The organism is Candidatus Hydrothermales bacterium, from assembly GCA_039630235.1.
GTDB lineage: Bacteria > Hydrothermota > Hydrothermia > Hydrothermales > JAJRUZ01 > JBCNVI01.
In genome coordinates, this window is the sequence record JBCNVI010000006.1 from 17,057 (window position 1) to 31,997 (window position 14,941).

Genomic DNA, 14,941 nt, shown 5'->3' on the forward strand with positions numbered 1-14,941 from the left:
AAAATAACTTACTTTTTCTCTTCTTTCTTTTCTTCTATAGGTAAAAGGGGGGAAACTTCTTCTTTAGGGGTTTCCTCTGAAAAAAGAGGAACTAACTCAAAGACGTTGCCCCGATCTAAAATTTCTCTTTTTTCTGGATAGCTTGCCTTAGATAGTAAAGCTATTAATATTGCAAGAAGTCCAATAAAAGCTCCAAGCCCCCATGTTAATTTTTGAAAAAAAGTGGGAGCACCCCTTACTCCAAGAAAATCTTGAGCACTTCCGCCCAAAAAGGCACCAATACCCCTTCCCCTTGGTTGCTGCACAAGTATAACAGCTATGAGAATTATTACCAAAAGAATATGTAAAAAAATTAAAAAGCCTATCATTATGTATATTTTAGGGCTATATTAACAAGTCTTGCAAAGATATCACCACTTAAGGAGGCTCCTCCTACAAGACCACCTGAAATCTCCTCAAAACAAACAAGAGAGTCAAAATTCTCAGGTGAGATACTTCCTCCATAAAGGACTTTTATTTCATAATCAAATTTTTCTTTAACTAAGTTAATGATAAACCTGTGAGCAGAGAGAGCTTGCTCACTTGTTGCAACTTTTCCAGTTCCGATTGCCCATACTGGTTCGTAAGCTATTTTTATTTTGTTTAGCTTTTGTTTATCAATATCCTTAAAGCCACTTAAAATTTGATTTTCAATAACCCTTTCAGTTTCGCCTCTTTCCCTCTCTTCAAGTGTCTCTCCGATACAGAAAACAACATCAAAGTCAAGTTCTAAGGCTTTTTTTAGTTTTTTTTGAATAATTTCTTCATCCTCCTTAAAGATTCTTCTTCTTTCTGAATGTCCTATAATTACAGATTTCACTCCCAAATCCTTTAGATGAAGTGGAGAAACTGCTCCTGTGTAGGCTCCCTTTTCTTTGTAAAACATATCTTGAGCACCAATTTCAATTTCAGTTCCCGAAAATAATTTCTTTGCATAGAAAATATGAGTAAAGGGCACAAAGATTTTAATTTCAACATTTTCCTTATTCTTTTCTATCTCCTTATAGATTTTAAAAAACTTTCTTTTCCACTCTATTATATCTTTTTTAAGCAAATTCATCTTCCAGTTAGCAAATAAAAACTTTTTCATAAAATTTGCCCTCCTTTTAAAAGAGATTTTATCGGTTCGAAGGTTTTTCTATGTAAAGGTGAAATTCCGTTCTTTTTTATCATTTCAATATGAAAATCTGAGTAATAGCCTTTATTTATGTCAAATCTATACTCAGGATACATATTGCTTATTGCTTCCATCCATCTATCCCTTGTTACTTTAGCTATTATACTTGCTCCAGCTATTACGTCTATCTTTCTATCTCCCTTTACAATTGGCAACTGTCTAATTTTTAAGTTCTTAACTTTAAAACCATCTACAAGAACTAAATCAGGTTTTATAGATAAATTTTTGATAGCCCTTTTTATTACAGTATAGTTAGCTTCTTGAATCCCTAGACTATCTATCTCTTCTGGAAAAACAAAGGCTATTCCGAATTTGATATTCTTTTCTAATAGTCTTTCAAGAATTTTTTCTCTATTTTCAGGTGTTAAAAGTTTTGAGTCCTTAACAAATGAAATATTTACACCCTTTGGTATATATAGGGCACAGGCAACTATAGGACCTGCAATGGAGCCCCTACCTACCTCATCAACTCCCACTGGTCTTTTTGCGTTTATTTCGGCTTTTTCTAAAAACTTATAAACATTTTCCAAAGTTACTTCTGCTCTTTTATTTTAGCCTTTTTACCTTTTTTACCCCTAATCCAGAATATCTTCGCTTTTCTAACTTTTCCTCTTCTTACTACTTCTATTTTCTCAATAAAAGGAGAATTAATTAAAAAGGTTCTTTCAACACCGATTCCTTGAGTAACTCTTCTTACTGTAAAAGTTTCAGATAAACCTGAGCCTCTCCTTTCAAGAACCACTCCCTCAAAGGGCTGGATTCTCGTTTTTTCAACCATTTTTTTTGTCTTTGGATCTTCCTTAAGTTCTGTTATCTTTACATGAACTCTAACAGTATCCCCTGCCTTAAATTCAGGAATATCTTTCCTCAGGAACTTCTCTTCAACCTTTTTTATTAGAGTTTCCATTTTAAAAAGTTATGTTGTTAAGGAGAATAGAACTCCCGTGGAAGTAGAATTATATTTTTTCTTTTAACTCATTTTCAATTTCTTTGAGTAGCAATTTATCTTCTTCTGATAGTTCTACTTTATCAAGGAGATCTCTTCTTTTCAAAATAGTTTCCTTTAGGGATTCTTTTTTAAGGTATCTTTTTATTTTTGTATGGTTACCTGATAAAAGAATTTCTGGTACTTTTTTTCCTTCAAACTCAAAAGGTCTTGTGTAAACTGGATACCCCAGTATCCCTTTTTCAAAGGAGTCTTCTTCTCTTGAGCTTATGTCACCCATTGAGCCTGGTAAAAGTCTAGAGATTGCATCTATTATGACGTAGGCAGCTGGTTCTCCCCCTGACAAAACGTAGTCACCTATAGATATTTCTGCATCTACATAACTTCTTATTCTTTCGTCAATCCCCTTATATCTTCCGCATATAAGAACAATACTTTCATTTTTTAAAAGATCGTAAACCAATTTTTGATTTAAGAGTTTACCTCGTGCATCTAATAGTATTTTATAAGTGTTTTCTTTTATACTTCTTAGCGCCCTTACTACAACGTCTACTCTTATAACCATACCTCCGCCGCCGCCATAGGGCTTGTCATCTACTTCTTTTGGGCCTTCAGCAAATTTTCTTAAATCAATTGCTCTTAACTTAAGCGAATCTGAGAGGATAGCCCTTTTTATTGGACCAAACTCTTTAATTTTCTCAAAGAAGTCAGGAAAAAGAGTTATTACATAGATATTCATTACTTAACAAGATCTTTAGTATCTACCTTTATAATTTTTTCTTTTTCGTTTATTTCTTTAACGTATTTATCTACCCAAGGAATTATATATTCTTCATTATTTTTATCTGATTTTACGTAAATTCTCTTTAAAAATTTTGTTTCTTCGACAAAAGATACAACTCCTAAATAGCCCAGGGATATATCGTAGACTTTAAAATTAGAAAGTTCTTCTATTTGCTCTTTTGTTTCAGGACTAACTTTTAAATAGAGCAGGCCTCCCTTTAAGGCTTCGGCTCTATCTTTAGAGTCTATATTTTTAAATGATAGTATGTAAGATTTTCCCCCGCGTCTTTCGAAGCTTTCTAGTTGAAAGTGTCTTTCTCCACCCTTATAGATTAAGTAGAAGTCTTTAAATTTCTGTAATAAACTTTCATCTTCTACTAAAAGCTTTGCTAAGACTTTTCCATCTCTTCCATAGCTTTTCTGAATCTTTAAAACTGGAACTTTTTGCACTAAGGCTAAATAGCACTACCGGAGCTTGGTTCAATTATGTCTAAGAGGGCTCTTTTACCCTTTTTAGCACCTACTGCACTTACTAAAGTTCTAAGTGCCTGAGCTGTTCTTCCGCCCTTGCCGATGATTTTTCCAACATCAGTAGGTCTTACTCTGAGTTCATAAATAACTGCTCTTTCGCCAGATATCTCTTTAACCTCAACGGCATTTGGTTCGTCAACAAGGTGTTTTACGATGTATTCGATTAAGTCTTTGAGTTCAACGAGTGATTCTTTCATTTTTACCTCCACTAAACTAAGTTTTATGGGGAGTTGAACCCAGAGAGTAGGGCATCTTGGTTTAGGAAGACGCGGGGGATTCTCTTTTTGCTCTTTTTACAAGTGACTTTACTCTATCAGTTGGCTTTGCCCCTTTTTTTATCCAACTATAAAATTTGTCAAGGTCAACTTTAAACTCAGTATCTCTTCTTGGGTCATAGTAGCCCAAAATGTCAATCATTTTACCTTCTCTTTTACTTCTTGCCTCCATTACCACAATCCGATACTTTGGTTCCTTATTTTTCCCAAACCGTGCAAGCCTTATTTTTAACATTTAATTAATATAAGATTTTGAAAATTAAAATTTCAAGTCAAGTATATATTTTTAAAAAACAGAGCATTTTCTTATGGTTTCTCTTAGTTTACTAAGTTCATCATTTTCCATCTCCTGTTTTTTTAGATACTCAGACAGAAGTGAATTTACATTTTTTAATCTTTCTGCGATTATCTTAGAGATTGAAAATAAAATCTCTACATATACTTTTTCTAGTTTTAATATTTTCTCTTCGAGGAGTTTTCCGTCAATTCTAAAGAAAACAGAGTCTTTCTTTGCTTTTAAAGTAGCAGTTCTTCCTTCTTTAAGAAGAAAGGAAAGCTCACCAACTAATGCTCCCTCATTCAGTTCAGCTATTTTAACTAGCTTATCGGTTTTTAGAACTTCTACCTCTCCCTCCACTAATATATATAAATCTTCACCTTTAGAGCCTTCCTTAAAAAGAATTTCTCCCTCTTTTAAAGTTATAAAAGAGGCAATTGTAGAGATCTCTTCTAAACCTTTTTCTCCCAAGTTTTTTAGAAGTGGATGTCCAAGAAGAAAGTTTTTATAAGCTTCCTTCATTCAATATTTTCTTAGTCAAATAATTATAAATCAAGTAGATATCCTTCTTAAAATCTTTTAGAACTTTTTTGTGTCTTTTTATAGTAAGAAAGTCTTTTCTTTTTGCAGGGCCTGTTAGAGACTCTTTGGCTCCTTTTTTCATTACGTTTTTATAGGAGGCCTCAATTATTGGAGTTAAAATTTCTATATTAAAGTTAAGTTCTTTTAAAATTTCTTCTGCCTTTGACATTAAATAGATGGGAAAGTTTGAAGCAAAAACACAGGCAATATGTATAAGAGTTTGCTCCTCATCCCTCATCTTTATAATTTTAAAGTCTTCCTTAAAAATTTCTTTTAAAATTTTATAAGTTTCCTCACTTCCAGAATAGGTAGAGTATATATTTTTAAAACTTTCTTTGTTCCTGGAGGGAAAAGTTTGTAAGGGATGTAACTTACCTATGAAATTTCCCTTTTCCTTTAAAGGGTCAAGAACTTTAAGTGGCGTTGCGCCCGACATATGAACAAAATGCTTTTTGTATACATTTTTTAATTCCTCAATTCTCTTTACCCTCTCCTCAATTAAATCATCTTTTACACAAATAAAGACAACTTCCGAATCCTCCACTACATCATAGAGATTTCCTATCTTTTTTGTCTCCGAAAATAAATTAACTTTAAAGTTTTTATCCTTCAGAAGATCATAAAGAGAACTTCCTACCTTTCCAAATCCAATAATCCCTACTTTTAGCATAAAATTATTATAATCAATGATGAAGATTTCAACAATTAAGAAAAAAATCTTGAAATCTCTTTCAAATATGGATTTTAATGAGGAAATTTTCCTCGATGTTTTTAAATTTCAATATGAAAATAACGAAATTTATAGAAATTTTTGTAATAGTGTTGGAAAAGATAAAGAAAAAGTTAAAAGCCTATATGATATCCCACTTTTACCCGTTAGATACTTTAAACTATATGAAATAAAGTCGTGCGGGTATAAACCTAAGCTAATTTTTTTCTCCTCTGGAACAAGTGAGAATTTAAAATCTAAGTCATTTTATTACGATATAGAATTTTTGAACAAAAGTATTTTGACTTCTTTTGAGTATTTTTTGTTACCTGATAATCCTAAGGCAAACTTTTATATATTTTTTGAACCCTTTGAAATTAGAAGAAATTCTTCTCTTTCATATATGCTATCCCTTGTGGCAAAAAACTTTTCAAAAGATTATTTCTTTATTTATAGCAGAAAAAATTATGAGGAAACATTTAAAAAATTAAGTGGTGAAAAACACAAAGTTTTAATTCTTGGTACAACAATTTCCATATACGATTTCATTATTTTCTTAAAAGAAAAAAATAAAAGATTAAGATTAGCTGAGGGATCAAGAATTATGGATACAGGTGGATGGAAAACAAAAAGAGTACACCTAAATGAAAATAGCCTGCTAAAGATTTATAGCGACTATTTTGGCATTAGTAAGCACTTTGTGGTAAATGAATACGGAATGTGTGAACTTGCCTCCCAATTCTACGATATTAACCTAAGAAAATTTTTACTCGAAAATAAAAAAATTAGATACAAATTTTCTTTACCCTTTCTGAGGTTTAAATTAATAAACGAAGAAAATAGAAGTGATAAGTTAGGCCTTATAGGAATATATGATCTTTTTAACATTGAGACTTGTTCTTTTCTTTTAACACCTGATATGGCCGTAAAAAAAAGTAAGGGCTTTAAGATAATTGAAAGAGTTGACGACGAACTAAGAGGTTGCTCACTCATAGGTGAGGAAATTTTGAATTCTTAAACACTATTATTGAAAAATTTAAAGGTTTTCTTTAAAATTCAAGTATGAAAGGAAAAATCATTTTAACTTTTTTACCCTGTCTTTTATTTGCCCTAAAAGAGGTAAAGGATGAATATACAGCCCAAAGGAGAAATTACCATCCCGCTCCTAAAACATATAGAAGTGGAAATTTTTTATATGATATAGAGACAAATAGGCTCGTTTGTGCTTTTGACCTTCGCAAGGGCCCTTACCCTGGAGATTTTGAGACAAAAGCAAGAAAGTTCTTAAAAGATTTTCGAAATAAACTTGGTTATTCCTTAAATACTGATTTTAAACTTTTAAGTATAAAAAAGGGCCTTAAAGATCTTACTCATGTTAGACTATTACAAACTTATAAAGGAATACCGATTTTTGGCTCAGAAGTAGTAATAACTTTTAAGGGAGAATATGTAACCTTTATTTCCTCAAGGTTAAAAAGCGTAAAAAAGGAACCGGATTTAAAGGTTGAAATAACAAAGGAAAAGGCCTACGAAATCGCAAAAAATTTTCTTCCAATAAAAGGGAGAATTCATAAGTTTATTGAACCAGAACTGTGTATATACCCCTATTCTGATTTTAAACTTACGTATAGGGTCTTGATTCCATCAGATGATCCGATAGGTGACTGGGAATTTTTTGTGGATGCAAAAACCGGAGAGGTTATCTTTGTAAGAGATCAGGCAAAATACTTTGATGGACAGGGCTACTCCTTTAATCCTGATCCCCTTACAACTGCTCATAGAGTATATAACCAAAATAGTTACTGGGCTGATAATAATGATGCAGATAATGACTCTCTAAATGGACAAAGATTTTTAGTTCCCCTTTTGGGACTTACAGATTCAGCTGGTTGGAAACTTTTAAAGGGGCCCTTTGCCTATTTAATTGACTGGGATTTACCAACTGTTCCCATAGTAAAAAGAACAGACGGTATATTTAATTACACAAGATCTCAATCAGGTTTTGAAGATGTTATGGTTTATTTTGGAATAGATATCTTTCAAAGATACATTCAATCTCTCGGATTTAACAATGTAAACAATGAACCTCAGGATCTTGATCCCCACGGTGTAAATGGAGCTGATAATTCCTATTATGTTCCTTCAATGGATAGAATTGCTTACGGTGAAGGGGGAGTGGATGATGCAGAGGATATGGACGTTATAATACATGAGTATGGTCATGCAATCCAAGATGACCAAGTTCCAGGTTGGGGAGCTTCTGCTGAGGCTGATGCAATGGGTGAAGGTTTCTGTGACTATATTGCAGCAAGCTATTCTATAGTTATTGATACGTTTAAGTGGGCGTGGGTTTTCAACTGGGATGGACACAATCCCTTTTGGCCTGGAAGATCTGTAAATATGGACAATTACCATTATCCTGAAGATGCTCCACCGAATAGACAAATACACGATGCAGGACAACTTTGGTCCTCCTCTTTGTTTGATGTAATTTGGGAACTTTACTACTTTTATGGATCCATGGATAGTGCAAGAAAAATACTTGATAGGCTTGTAATTCAGCATCACTTTTATTTAACAGCCTCTGCCACTATGCCGGAAGCAGCACATGCAATCTTACAGGCAGACGCTGACATAAATAATAGGAAACACTGGCCAATTATTATACCTATCTTTGACGCAAGAGGATTCATCGATGCGTCAGATTATCTTCCTGAAATTACCCATAGCCCACTGAGGGACAATGAAAATCTATTTGGGCCTTACCCAGTTTACGCTATAGTTACTCCATCGGTAGCTCCTATTGAGTCAGTTTTTGTTTTTTACTGGACTTCAATTTCATCTTTAGATACTTTCAAAATTACTATGCAACCCACACAGACTCCCAATGAGTATCTTGCTTATATTCCTGGACCTGGCCAGGAAGCCAACATTTATTACTATATCTATGCAAGAGATATGGGTAATGCCTTTAACACCCATCCAAGAGGAGCACCCGCTAATTATCATTCATTCCGTGTAGGCCCAGATACAATAAATCCGTCAATAACTCATACACCTATAAGGACTTTTTATTCCATTTTTAGATGGCCTGCAAAAGTTAAAGCAATTATAGTAGATAATCTGAGCGTTGATACAGCCTACGTAGAATGGCTATATAATGGAAATCCCCAAATTCCCTTTGGTTTAACCTATAGGGGGAATAATTTATATGAGGGAATCTTTCCTTTACAGAGCGTTAATCTTTCTGACTCAATTCAATATAGAATAGTAGCAATAGACGGTTCTCTTATTCCTGATACAGCAAAAAGTCCACCTACAGGATATTATAAGTTTTATATCGTTCAATCAAAAGGATTTTTACTTGTCTTAAATGACGACTCAGGTGATAGGTCACTTTATGGAAAGTCAGGAATTTTAAGTGAATATGAAACATACATTGATGAAAAAAAGGCAGGTGAAAGCGCTGATTCTATAGCCCTTTGGCTAATTTCTAAAGGATATGAGGTAGTTAAAGAAAATATTTGGCAAACGAACCCGCAAAGCTGGGGAAACTACGATGCTCTTATTTTGTCGTCTGGGCTTGATGTTAACACAGTTGCACAGGATAACAGCTACGGGCCTTCAATGAGGACATACTTAAAAGATTTTGTACAAGGTGGTGGAAAGCTTTTTGTTGAAGGTGGGGAAATTGGTTTTGATGCTTACTTTTGGAATCCTGATTTTGGAACATCAGTTTTACATATAAATGACTGGGATTCAGATAATCCTGGAACTCTTAATCTATATTTACAAGACCATCCAATTGCTAAAAGACCTAATTCTTTACCAACTCAGATAAGTCTTACTTATACAGGTCAATGGGGTGTTGCAGATGCTCTTAAGGTAACTCAAGATGCCTACTTTGTTTACAACTGGTCAAGTTATACTCAGGACGGTGCCCTTATTGTTCATGATATAAGTCAAGGAGTACCTAATGTTGTTTATTTGCCAATAAATATACTTTCTGTATCAAATAGAATTGTAGCAAAGGCTCTTATTGAAAATTCTATTGAGTATCTTTTAGGTTATACAGGAATATATGAGGAAAATGTTGAAACACCCTCTTTATTTTTAGCAGGAACTTTTGGCAAAAATATTAAAGTAAGTTTTGTATTGAATAGGGCTCAAGAAATAAGTTTAAAAGTTTATGATATTTCAGGAAGGAAAAATTACGATTATAAAGAATTTTTTGATACTGGTAGCCATACACTCACCCTCAATAGGTTTAAACCTGGTGTGTACTTTTTAATTTTTAGGACAGAGGGGAATCTAAGGGGGGTAAAGAAAATAGTTCTTGTAGATTAATTTACTATAGTTAGTTAGAATATAATAAAGAAAAATGATAGTTTTATATCCGTCCTCTTTATATTTTAGTGATAAGTTGGAGTTTTTTTATGAGGAGGGAAAAAGAGTATATGTTATAAAAAGTGAAGATTTACTTAAGGCAGAGATCTTTGCGATTAATTTAATAAGAAGTTTTGAAAAACCCTATTACAGTATTTATTTTGAATTAGACAGTAAAAATTTACTTTTGACAAGAGTTTTAAAAATAGTAAATGAGCACCTGAAAGAAACAGGAATACCCTATTACAGTTTTAAAGAATTAAAAAATTTTTTTAGAAATTACATAATCTTTTTACCTTATATACCTCAAAGTCTTATAAACTTTCTTAAAAATCTTTCGGAATTTTTCCCCTACTTAAAATTCGTAGCTCTTTCAAACAGGGACGTGGATGAGGATTTTTATAAAATAGATGTTGACGAGCTTAGGATTAGATCTATTGATTCTTTATTGAAAAATGTTTATTTGAAATTTGAAGAATTTATAAATTTTAAAGATGAAATTAGGCAAATTCTTACTATCTCTTTGAACTTTCCCTTTGTTAACTTAAAAGTCTTATCAGAGATAACAGGTTTATACGAAGATCTTTTAATAGAAAGTTTAATTTTTATTAATAAAAACCTTTTTCCCCTTTATAAGGTAAAAAAAAATTTAGGGGACAAAAATTTCTATCTAACCCTTAGCAAATTTTTAAGAGAAAAGTTCTGTAGTTTATTTAAGTTTGATAAGGCAATTTACAAAAAGATTGGAGAATTTTATGAAAGAGAGAAATTGACAGAAAATGCAATAGAAATTTATTTAGAACATAACGATTTTAAAAACCTTAACGATTTACTAGAGAAAAATCTTTTAAGGGCTATTTCTGACAATGAGTTTTCTGAATATGTTAGATATTTCATTAAGAGTTTAGATGATAAAGATATTGGGGATTTTCCTGCCCTTTTAACCTTGAAGGGAGACTATTATATAAGAAACTATGATCTTAAAAGGGCAGAGGATTTAATAAAAAAATCTTCAGAGATCTCAGGAGAAAATATAAGGCCCTACATAAAAATTACTGAACTTAACCTTTTTTGGGAAAAGGGTGAAGATGAGAAAATTATAAATTCCTATGAAAAACTGAGCAAAGAAGATTTACCAAAACCGTTAAAGGCCTATTTACTCTATCGGGCCGGGGGTAGTTTCCTGTTGCTTGAAAAAATAGAGGAGGCAGAAGAATGTTTATTTCACTCTCTTTCACTTGCAATGGACACTGGTAACATTGAACTTGCCTTAGATGTATCCCACATACTGGGTTATTTAATAAGATCCTTTCACTGCGAACTTGAGTCAGCTATAAACCTTTTTAAAAAAAGAGCATATACACCTACTATCAGCACAAGGAATGTCATAGCTCTTTTTAACTTAGGCTATGTTTATGCTTTCTTAGGAATGTTTAAGGAAGCAAACGAGTGTCTTGATGAGCTAGAAAGCTTAATAAAACTTTTAGGTACACCCGATCAAACCTCCTATTTTTATTTAAAGGGAATAATTCATTTATTTAAGAGGGAATTTAAGGAAGCAATATGTTCTTTCGAGGAAGTTTTAAATCTGGCAAAAAGACCTGTAACAATCTTTAATATTTCAATTTATATTGCAAAACTTTATTTTCTAGTCGGCGAAGTAGAAAAAGGATTTAGTTATATAAAAAAGGCAACAGAATCTTATAGTCCCGAATCTACATTAGAGAAAAGTTCCGTTTATATAGCAAAAGCTATGGGTTTTTATAAGAGCAAGAGAAAGGATGAGTTAATTCAACTTTTAAACGAATTAAAAGACAAAGAGAAATTCTTAACAAATGAAGAAAAGATTATATTTTACTATCTCTGGGATAAAATTTTTGGCGGGGAAAATAAAGAGCGCTTATTTGAAAACTTTTTAAATAAGATAGGGGCCGTAAATTTCATTGAAGGTTTTTAAACAAAAGGTTCCCAAAGATCAAGTACCCTGTATGGACAATACCAAACTCCTTTGGCCTGGTTCCTACATCTCTTACCATTATCTCTCTAATTAAGATTTCGTATACTCTTATTCTAACAAAACCGTAAGTTTCCATTTCTTTTTTTGTCTTTTGTATCTGCTCTATATTGGGTGATAAAGATCCTAAGGAATGTCCCTTTTTTAAAATTTTTGGAACAAACTTTATTATTTTCCATGGCTCCGGAACATCTATAAATACCGCATCTACCTCTATTTCAGGAAACCCCTCTCTCTCCACATCTCTTAAGAAAAACTCAATATTTCCGGTCAACTTATAATTTGATAAGTTTCTTTTTGCAAGTTCATAAAACTCTTCTCTTCTTTCAAAAGTATAAACTTTGCCCCTTTTCCCTACAATGTTTGAAATAAGAGTCAAAAAAGCTCCACTACCTGTTCCAACCTCACAAACTTTTATACCAGGCCTTATACCAAGTTCAAGAAGAATTAAACCTGCATCTTTTGGATAAATTATCGTTGTTTTTCTTTCAACGTTCATCATAAGGTCACTTAAAGAAGGTCTTAAAACATAAAATTCTTTATTTTTTGAACTTATAAGGACTTCCCCATAATTTAGGTTCTTTTTAAGAATAACTTTACCAAGATGTGTGTGAATTTCTTTTTCAGGTTCGTATTTAAAAATCTTAAAAAATTTACCGTCCTCACTTAAAAGCACAAAATGTTCATGCTTTTTTATCTTCATTAGGATAATAGAATAATATAAAATTTTCTTAAAAAAAGCAAGATTTTCTGAAAGTAATTGAAATGTGAAAAGGCCATTCTTTATAAAATTACTATGAATTCTTTCCCTATTACTCTAGCTTTCTCGATCCTATTAAAATTTAACCTTGAAATAAAAAAGAAGGAGTTACTTAGGATTTCTGAAAGAGAAAATGTTAAAAAATGGGCTGAATTTATCATTGAAAGCTCTAACTCCTTAGATATTTTAAATTTTAACTACGAAAACTTTATTTTACATTTAAAAGCTATAAAGGAAAACCTGGAGAGGATTCCTTGGAAAGAGAAAATAAATGATTATCTTTTATACCACTATATTTTACCACCCAGGGTTACACAGGAACCGCTTGAGAACTTTACATGGATTTATAAAGATACTCTTTATAACCTTGTAAGAAATGCAAAGGACATAAGGGAAGCTGTCTTAAAAATAAACGAATGGTGTTATACAAAAGTTGAATATATACCTACAGAGATATGGGATCAGAATGCTATATCCACAATTAAAAGAGGTCTTGGAAGATGTGAAGAAATGACAATCTTATTTATGAAGGCACTCAGGACTGTCTGCATTCCTGTAAGAGAAGTTTATACACCCTGGTGGCCATTTACAGAGAGCAATCACGCCTGGTGTGAGGTATGGACAGGTGAAAAATGGGAATTTATAGGATCAGCAGAACCCACTGACTTAAACTTTGCTTGGTTTAGAAATCCTTCAAAAAGAGCTGCGGTCGTTTTTTCTCCTGTTTTCGGGAAAATAAAAAATAAAGAAAAGATATTTAAGGAGAGTAAAAGATTTACGATTTTAAATGTAACAGAGAATTATGTTTATCCTTATAGAGTGAAGGTTATAGCTCCAAAGAATACAGTTATCTCTTTCTGCGTTTATAACTACTCAGCCCTTATACCTATATTCGTTGATACTTTAAAGGAAAAGGAGAAAGAGTATATTCTTGGAAGAAATAATTACTTCATTTATTCTTCAAAAGGTAATCTCTGTGATTATAAAATTTTGAGACCAAAAAACAATTTTGATACAGTCCTTATTGAATTAGGAAAGAAAGAATTAAGGGATACATCCTTTTGGTTTTACGTAGGTGAAGAAATAGAAGATACTGAAAAACCCCTTTATAAACCTAACTTTGACTCTCTAAATCTTATAAGAAGTAAAAATTTTGAGAAGATTTCTTACTTAGACACATTAAAAATAAGGGATAAAAAACTTAGAAAAATTCTTGAGAACGCAAGAGGAAATAAAGAAAAATTATTAAGCTTTTATAACTCATTAAATGAGGAAGAAAAAAAAGATTTCATTGATTTTTTTGAAGACCTAAATCCAAAGGATCTTGTTATGCTTGATACAATAAACTTAAGAAAAGAACTCAAGTATATTAGAAATTCGTTAAATTTAGCTAAAGAGGCTCCAGATACAATCGTTGAAAAATACTTAATTCCCGAGAGGATACTTTACGAAGAGTTTGCCTTTTATAGATACTTGTTGTATGAAGAATTTAAAAAATACTTAGATAAAGATGTTAATAAAGTTGCTAAGAAGGTAAGTGATTGGGTGAAGAGAAATATAAAAGAAGAAAAAGAAAGGGAATTTTTTAAGCCTCTTTTAAATCCTTTGTACACTTATAAGTTAAGAAGGGGTAGAAACATTGAAAGATATATACTAATTTGTGGAATATTGAGATCGCTTGGAGTACCATCAAAAATTAAATGGAATTATAGGGGAGTTTTGTACTGGTACGATGGCTGGAATGAGATAAGCTTTGAAAAGGAAAAAGTAAGAGAGAAAGCTGTCTTAATCACAAAATTTTTAAGGGAGGGGAGAAACGTCTCAAAGGATTTTGAATATTTTGACAATTATAGTATCGTATCCTTTAAAGAGTATCCGGAAAGATTAGAACCAGAGATAATAAAAAGAGATACTATTCACATAGTTGATCTTGAAAAAGATGTTTACTATTTAATTTCGGGATTTAGAAACGCAAAGGGTGATGCTTTTGTAAGAATTAAAAAAGTTGATTTAAGAAAGATTGATACTCTAAGAACTTCTTTGGATGTAAGTATTCCCCACCAAGATCTTAAGCCGGGTGATATGGTCATAAGAAAATATAAAGAGTTCGAGGGTATTGAAAACATAGGATTAAAAAAAGAAGAGTTTTTAAAGGGTAAAGTGATCTTTTTATTTGTTGATTTTAAATCAGAGGAATCAAGAAGTACAGTATTAAATGCTAAGAAAAAAATAAATGAATTTGAGGGAAAAGTCTTTTTCTTTGGTGAAGATAAGTTAGAAATTGAAAAATTTTTAAGGGAAAATAACATAAAGGGTGAGGTCTTTAAAGTAAGTAAAGAATTGATCAATAAGTGGGGAATTAAGAGTCTCCCCTCAATCTTATACCTAAAAGAAAATAAACCTATTTTTTGGATAGAGGGTTTAACTTTACACCTAGGGGAACTCCTCCAAATAGAGTAGAA

15 protein-coding genes are annotated in these 14,941 nt (G+C 32.1%); 4 read left to right on the forward strand and 11 right to left on the reverse strand.

Features of this window, described 5'->3' with window-relative positions; all coding sequences use genetic code 11:
- Nucleotides 1-8: 8 nt before the first annotated feature.
- The 10 genes from secG to ABDH49_06445 all read right to left on the reverse strand — a co-directional run bounded on the left by secG (nt 9) and on the right by ABDH49_06445 (nt 5,280).
- Nucleotides 9-368: a preprotein translocase subunit SecG gene (gene secG / locus ABDH49_06400; GenBank protein ID MEN3046593.1), complete on the reverse strand. Its 360-nt coding sequence runs from the start codon at nt 366-368 to the stop codon at nt 9-11.
- Nucleotides 368-1,129: a triose-phosphate isomerase gene (tpiA, locus tag ABDH49_06405; protein MEN3046594.1), complete on the reverse strand. Its 762-nt coding sequence runs from the start codon at nt 1,127-1,129 to the stop codon at nt 368-370. Before tpiA ends, secG begins: the two co-directional genes overlap by 1 nt.
- Entirely contained in the window at nt 1,126-1,746 is a 621-nt protein-coding gene (locus tag ABDH49_06410; protein ID MEN3046595.1) for a ribonuclease HII, read from the reverse strand. The genes tpiA and ABDH49_06410 overlap by 4 nt, the downstream gene beginning before the upstream one ends.
- A 2-nt stretch (nt 1,747-1,748) precedes the next feature.
- The gene (gene rplS / locus ABDH49_06415; GenBank protein ID MEN3046596.1) at nt 1,749-2,123 is read right to left on the reverse strand and encodes a 50S ribosomal protein L19; all 375 of its coding nucleotides are present in this window, start codon (nt 2,121-2,123) and stop codon (nt 1,749-1,751) included.
- A 49-nt stretch (nt 2,124-2,172) separates the two neighbouring features.
- A complete protein-coding gene (gene trmD / locus ABDH49_06420; GenBank protein MEN3046597.1) occupies nt 2,173-2,901 on the reverse strand; it encodes a tRNA (guanosine(37)-N1)-methyltransferase TrmD in 729 nt (242 codons plus the stop codon).
- Nucleotides 2,901-3,395 carry a hypothetical protein gene (locus tag ABDH49_06425; protein MEN3046598.1) on the reverse strand — a complete coding sequence of 165 codons (495 nt, stop codon included), beginning with the start codon at nt 3,393-3,395 and terminating at the stop codon, nt 2,901-2,903. Before ABDH49_06425 ends, trmD begins: the two co-directional genes overlap by 1 nt.
- Nucleotides 3,396-3,400: 5 nt before the next feature.
- Entirely contained in the window at nt 3,401-3,673 is a 273-nt protein-coding gene (locus tag ABDH49_06430; protein MEN3046599.1) for a KH domain-containing protein, read from the reverse strand.
- 61 nt (nt 3,674-3,734) lie between these two features.
- A complete protein-coding gene (gene rpsP / locus ABDH49_06435; protein ID MEN3046600.1) occupies nt 3,735-3,986 on the reverse strand; it encodes a 30S ribosomal protein S16 in 252 nt (83 codons plus the stop codon).
- Between the two features lie 51 nt (nt 3,987-4,037).
- Nucleotides 4,038-4,550: a cyclic nucleotide-binding domain-containing protein gene (locus ABDH49_06440; protein ID MEN3046601.1), complete on the reverse strand. Its 513-nt coding sequence runs from the start codon at nt 4,548-4,550 to the stop codon at nt 4,038-4,040.
- Nucleotides 4,534-5,280, reverse strand: a complete 747-nt coding sequence (locus ABDH49_06445) for a DUF2520 domain-containing protein (GenBank protein ID MEN3046602.1) — start codon at nt 5,278-5,280, stop codon at nt 4,534-4,536. Before ABDH49_06445 ends, ABDH49_06440 begins: the two co-directional genes overlap by 17 nt.
- 16 nt (nt 5,281-5,296) lie before the next feature.
- Here ABDH49_06445 and ABDH49_06450 point away from each other — a divergent pair, with 16 nt between their 5' ends.
- From ABDH49_06450 to ABDH49_06460, 3 genes are read left to right on the forward strand one after another with little or no spacing between them, the layout of a single operon-like run.
- Nucleotides 5,297-6,337 (forward strand): hypothetical protein, encoded by a 1,041-nt coding sequence (locus ABDH49_06450; GenBank protein MEN3046603.1) that lies wholly within the window; start codon nt 5,297-5,299, stop codon nt 6,335-6,337.
- A 44-nt stretch (nt 6,338-6,381) separates the two neighbouring features.
- Nucleotides 6,382-9,666 carry a M36 family metallopeptidase gene (locus ABDH49_06455; protein MEN3046604.1) on the forward strand — a complete coding sequence of 1,095 codons (3,285 nt, stop codon included), beginning with the start codon at nt 6,382-6,384 and terminating at the stop codon, nt 9,664-9,666.
- Nucleotides 9,667-9,700: 34 nt separating this feature from the next.
- Nucleotides 9,701-11,662, forward strand: coding sequence for a hypothetical protein (locus tag ABDH49_06460; protein MEN3046605.1), 1,962 nt, complete (start codon nt 9,701-9,703; stop codon nt 11,660-11,662).
- Here ABDH49_06460 and ABDH49_06465 read toward each other — a convergent pair.
- A complete protein-coding gene (locus ABDH49_06465; GenBank protein MEN3046606.1) occupies nt 11,646-12,422 on the reverse strand; it encodes a tRNA (adenine-N1)-methyltransferase in 777 nt (258 codons plus the stop codon). The two genes, ABDH49_06460 and ABDH49_06465, sit on opposite strands and share 17 nt — an antisense overlap.
- Before the next feature lie 57 nt (nt 12,423-12,479).
- On the opposite strand from ABDH49_06465, the gene ABDH49_06470 reads away from it, so the two are divergent.
- Nucleotides 12,480-14,939 (forward strand): transglutaminase domain-containing protein, encoded by a 2,460-nt coding sequence (locus tag ABDH49_06470; protein ID MEN3046607.1) that lies wholly within the window; start codon nt 12,480-12,482, stop codon nt 14,937-14,939.
- The last annotated feature ends 2 nt before the right edge of the window (nt 14,940-14,941 follow it).

Coding starts and splice junctions, on each gene's coding strand:
- ABDH49_06460 (MEN3046605.1), top strand. CDS start 9,701: ATGATAGTTTTATATCCGTCCTCTTTATATTTTAGTGATAAGTTGGAG.
- trmD (MEN3046597.1), bottom strand. CDS start 2,901: ATGAATATCTATGTAATAACTCTTTTTCCTGACTTCTTTGAGAAAATT.
- rpsP (MEN3046600.1), bottom strand. CDS start 3,986: ATGTTAAAAATAAGGCTTGCACGGTTTGGGAAAAATAAGGAACCAAAG.
- ABDH49_06430 (MEN3046599.1), bottom strand. CDS start 3,673: ATGAAAGAATCACTCGTTGAACTCAAAGACTTAATCGAATACATCGTA.
- tpiA (MEN3046594.1), bottom strand. CDS start 1,129: ATGAAAAAGTTTTTATTTGCTAACTGGAAGATGAATTTGCTTAAAAAA.
- rplS (MEN3046596.1), bottom strand. CDS start 2,123: ATGGAAACTCTAATAAAAAAGGTTGAAGAGAAGTTCCTGAGGAAAGAT.
- ABDH49_06440 (MEN3046601.1), bottom strand. CDS start 4,550: ATGAAGGAAGCTTATAAAAACTTTCTTCTTGGACATCCACTTCTAAAA.
- ABDH49_06455 (MEN3046604.1), top strand. CDS start 6,382: ATGAAAGGAAAAATCATTTTAACTTTTTTACCCTGTCTTTTATTTGCC.
- ABDH49_06450 (MEN3046603.1), top strand. CDS start 5,297: ATGATGAAGATTTCAACAATTAAGAAAAAAATCTTGAAATCTCTTTCA.
- secG (MEN3046593.1), bottom strand. CDS start 368: ATGATAGGCTTTTTAATTTTTTTACATATTCTTTTGGTAATAATTCTC.
- ABDH49_06445 (MEN3046602.1), bottom strand. CDS start 5,280: ATGCTAAAAGTAGGGATTATTGGATTTGGAAAGGTAGGAAGTTCTCTT.
- ABDH49_06465 (MEN3046606.1), bottom strand. CDS start 12,422: ATGAAGATAAAAAAGCATGAACATTTTGTGCTTTTAAGTGAGGACGGT.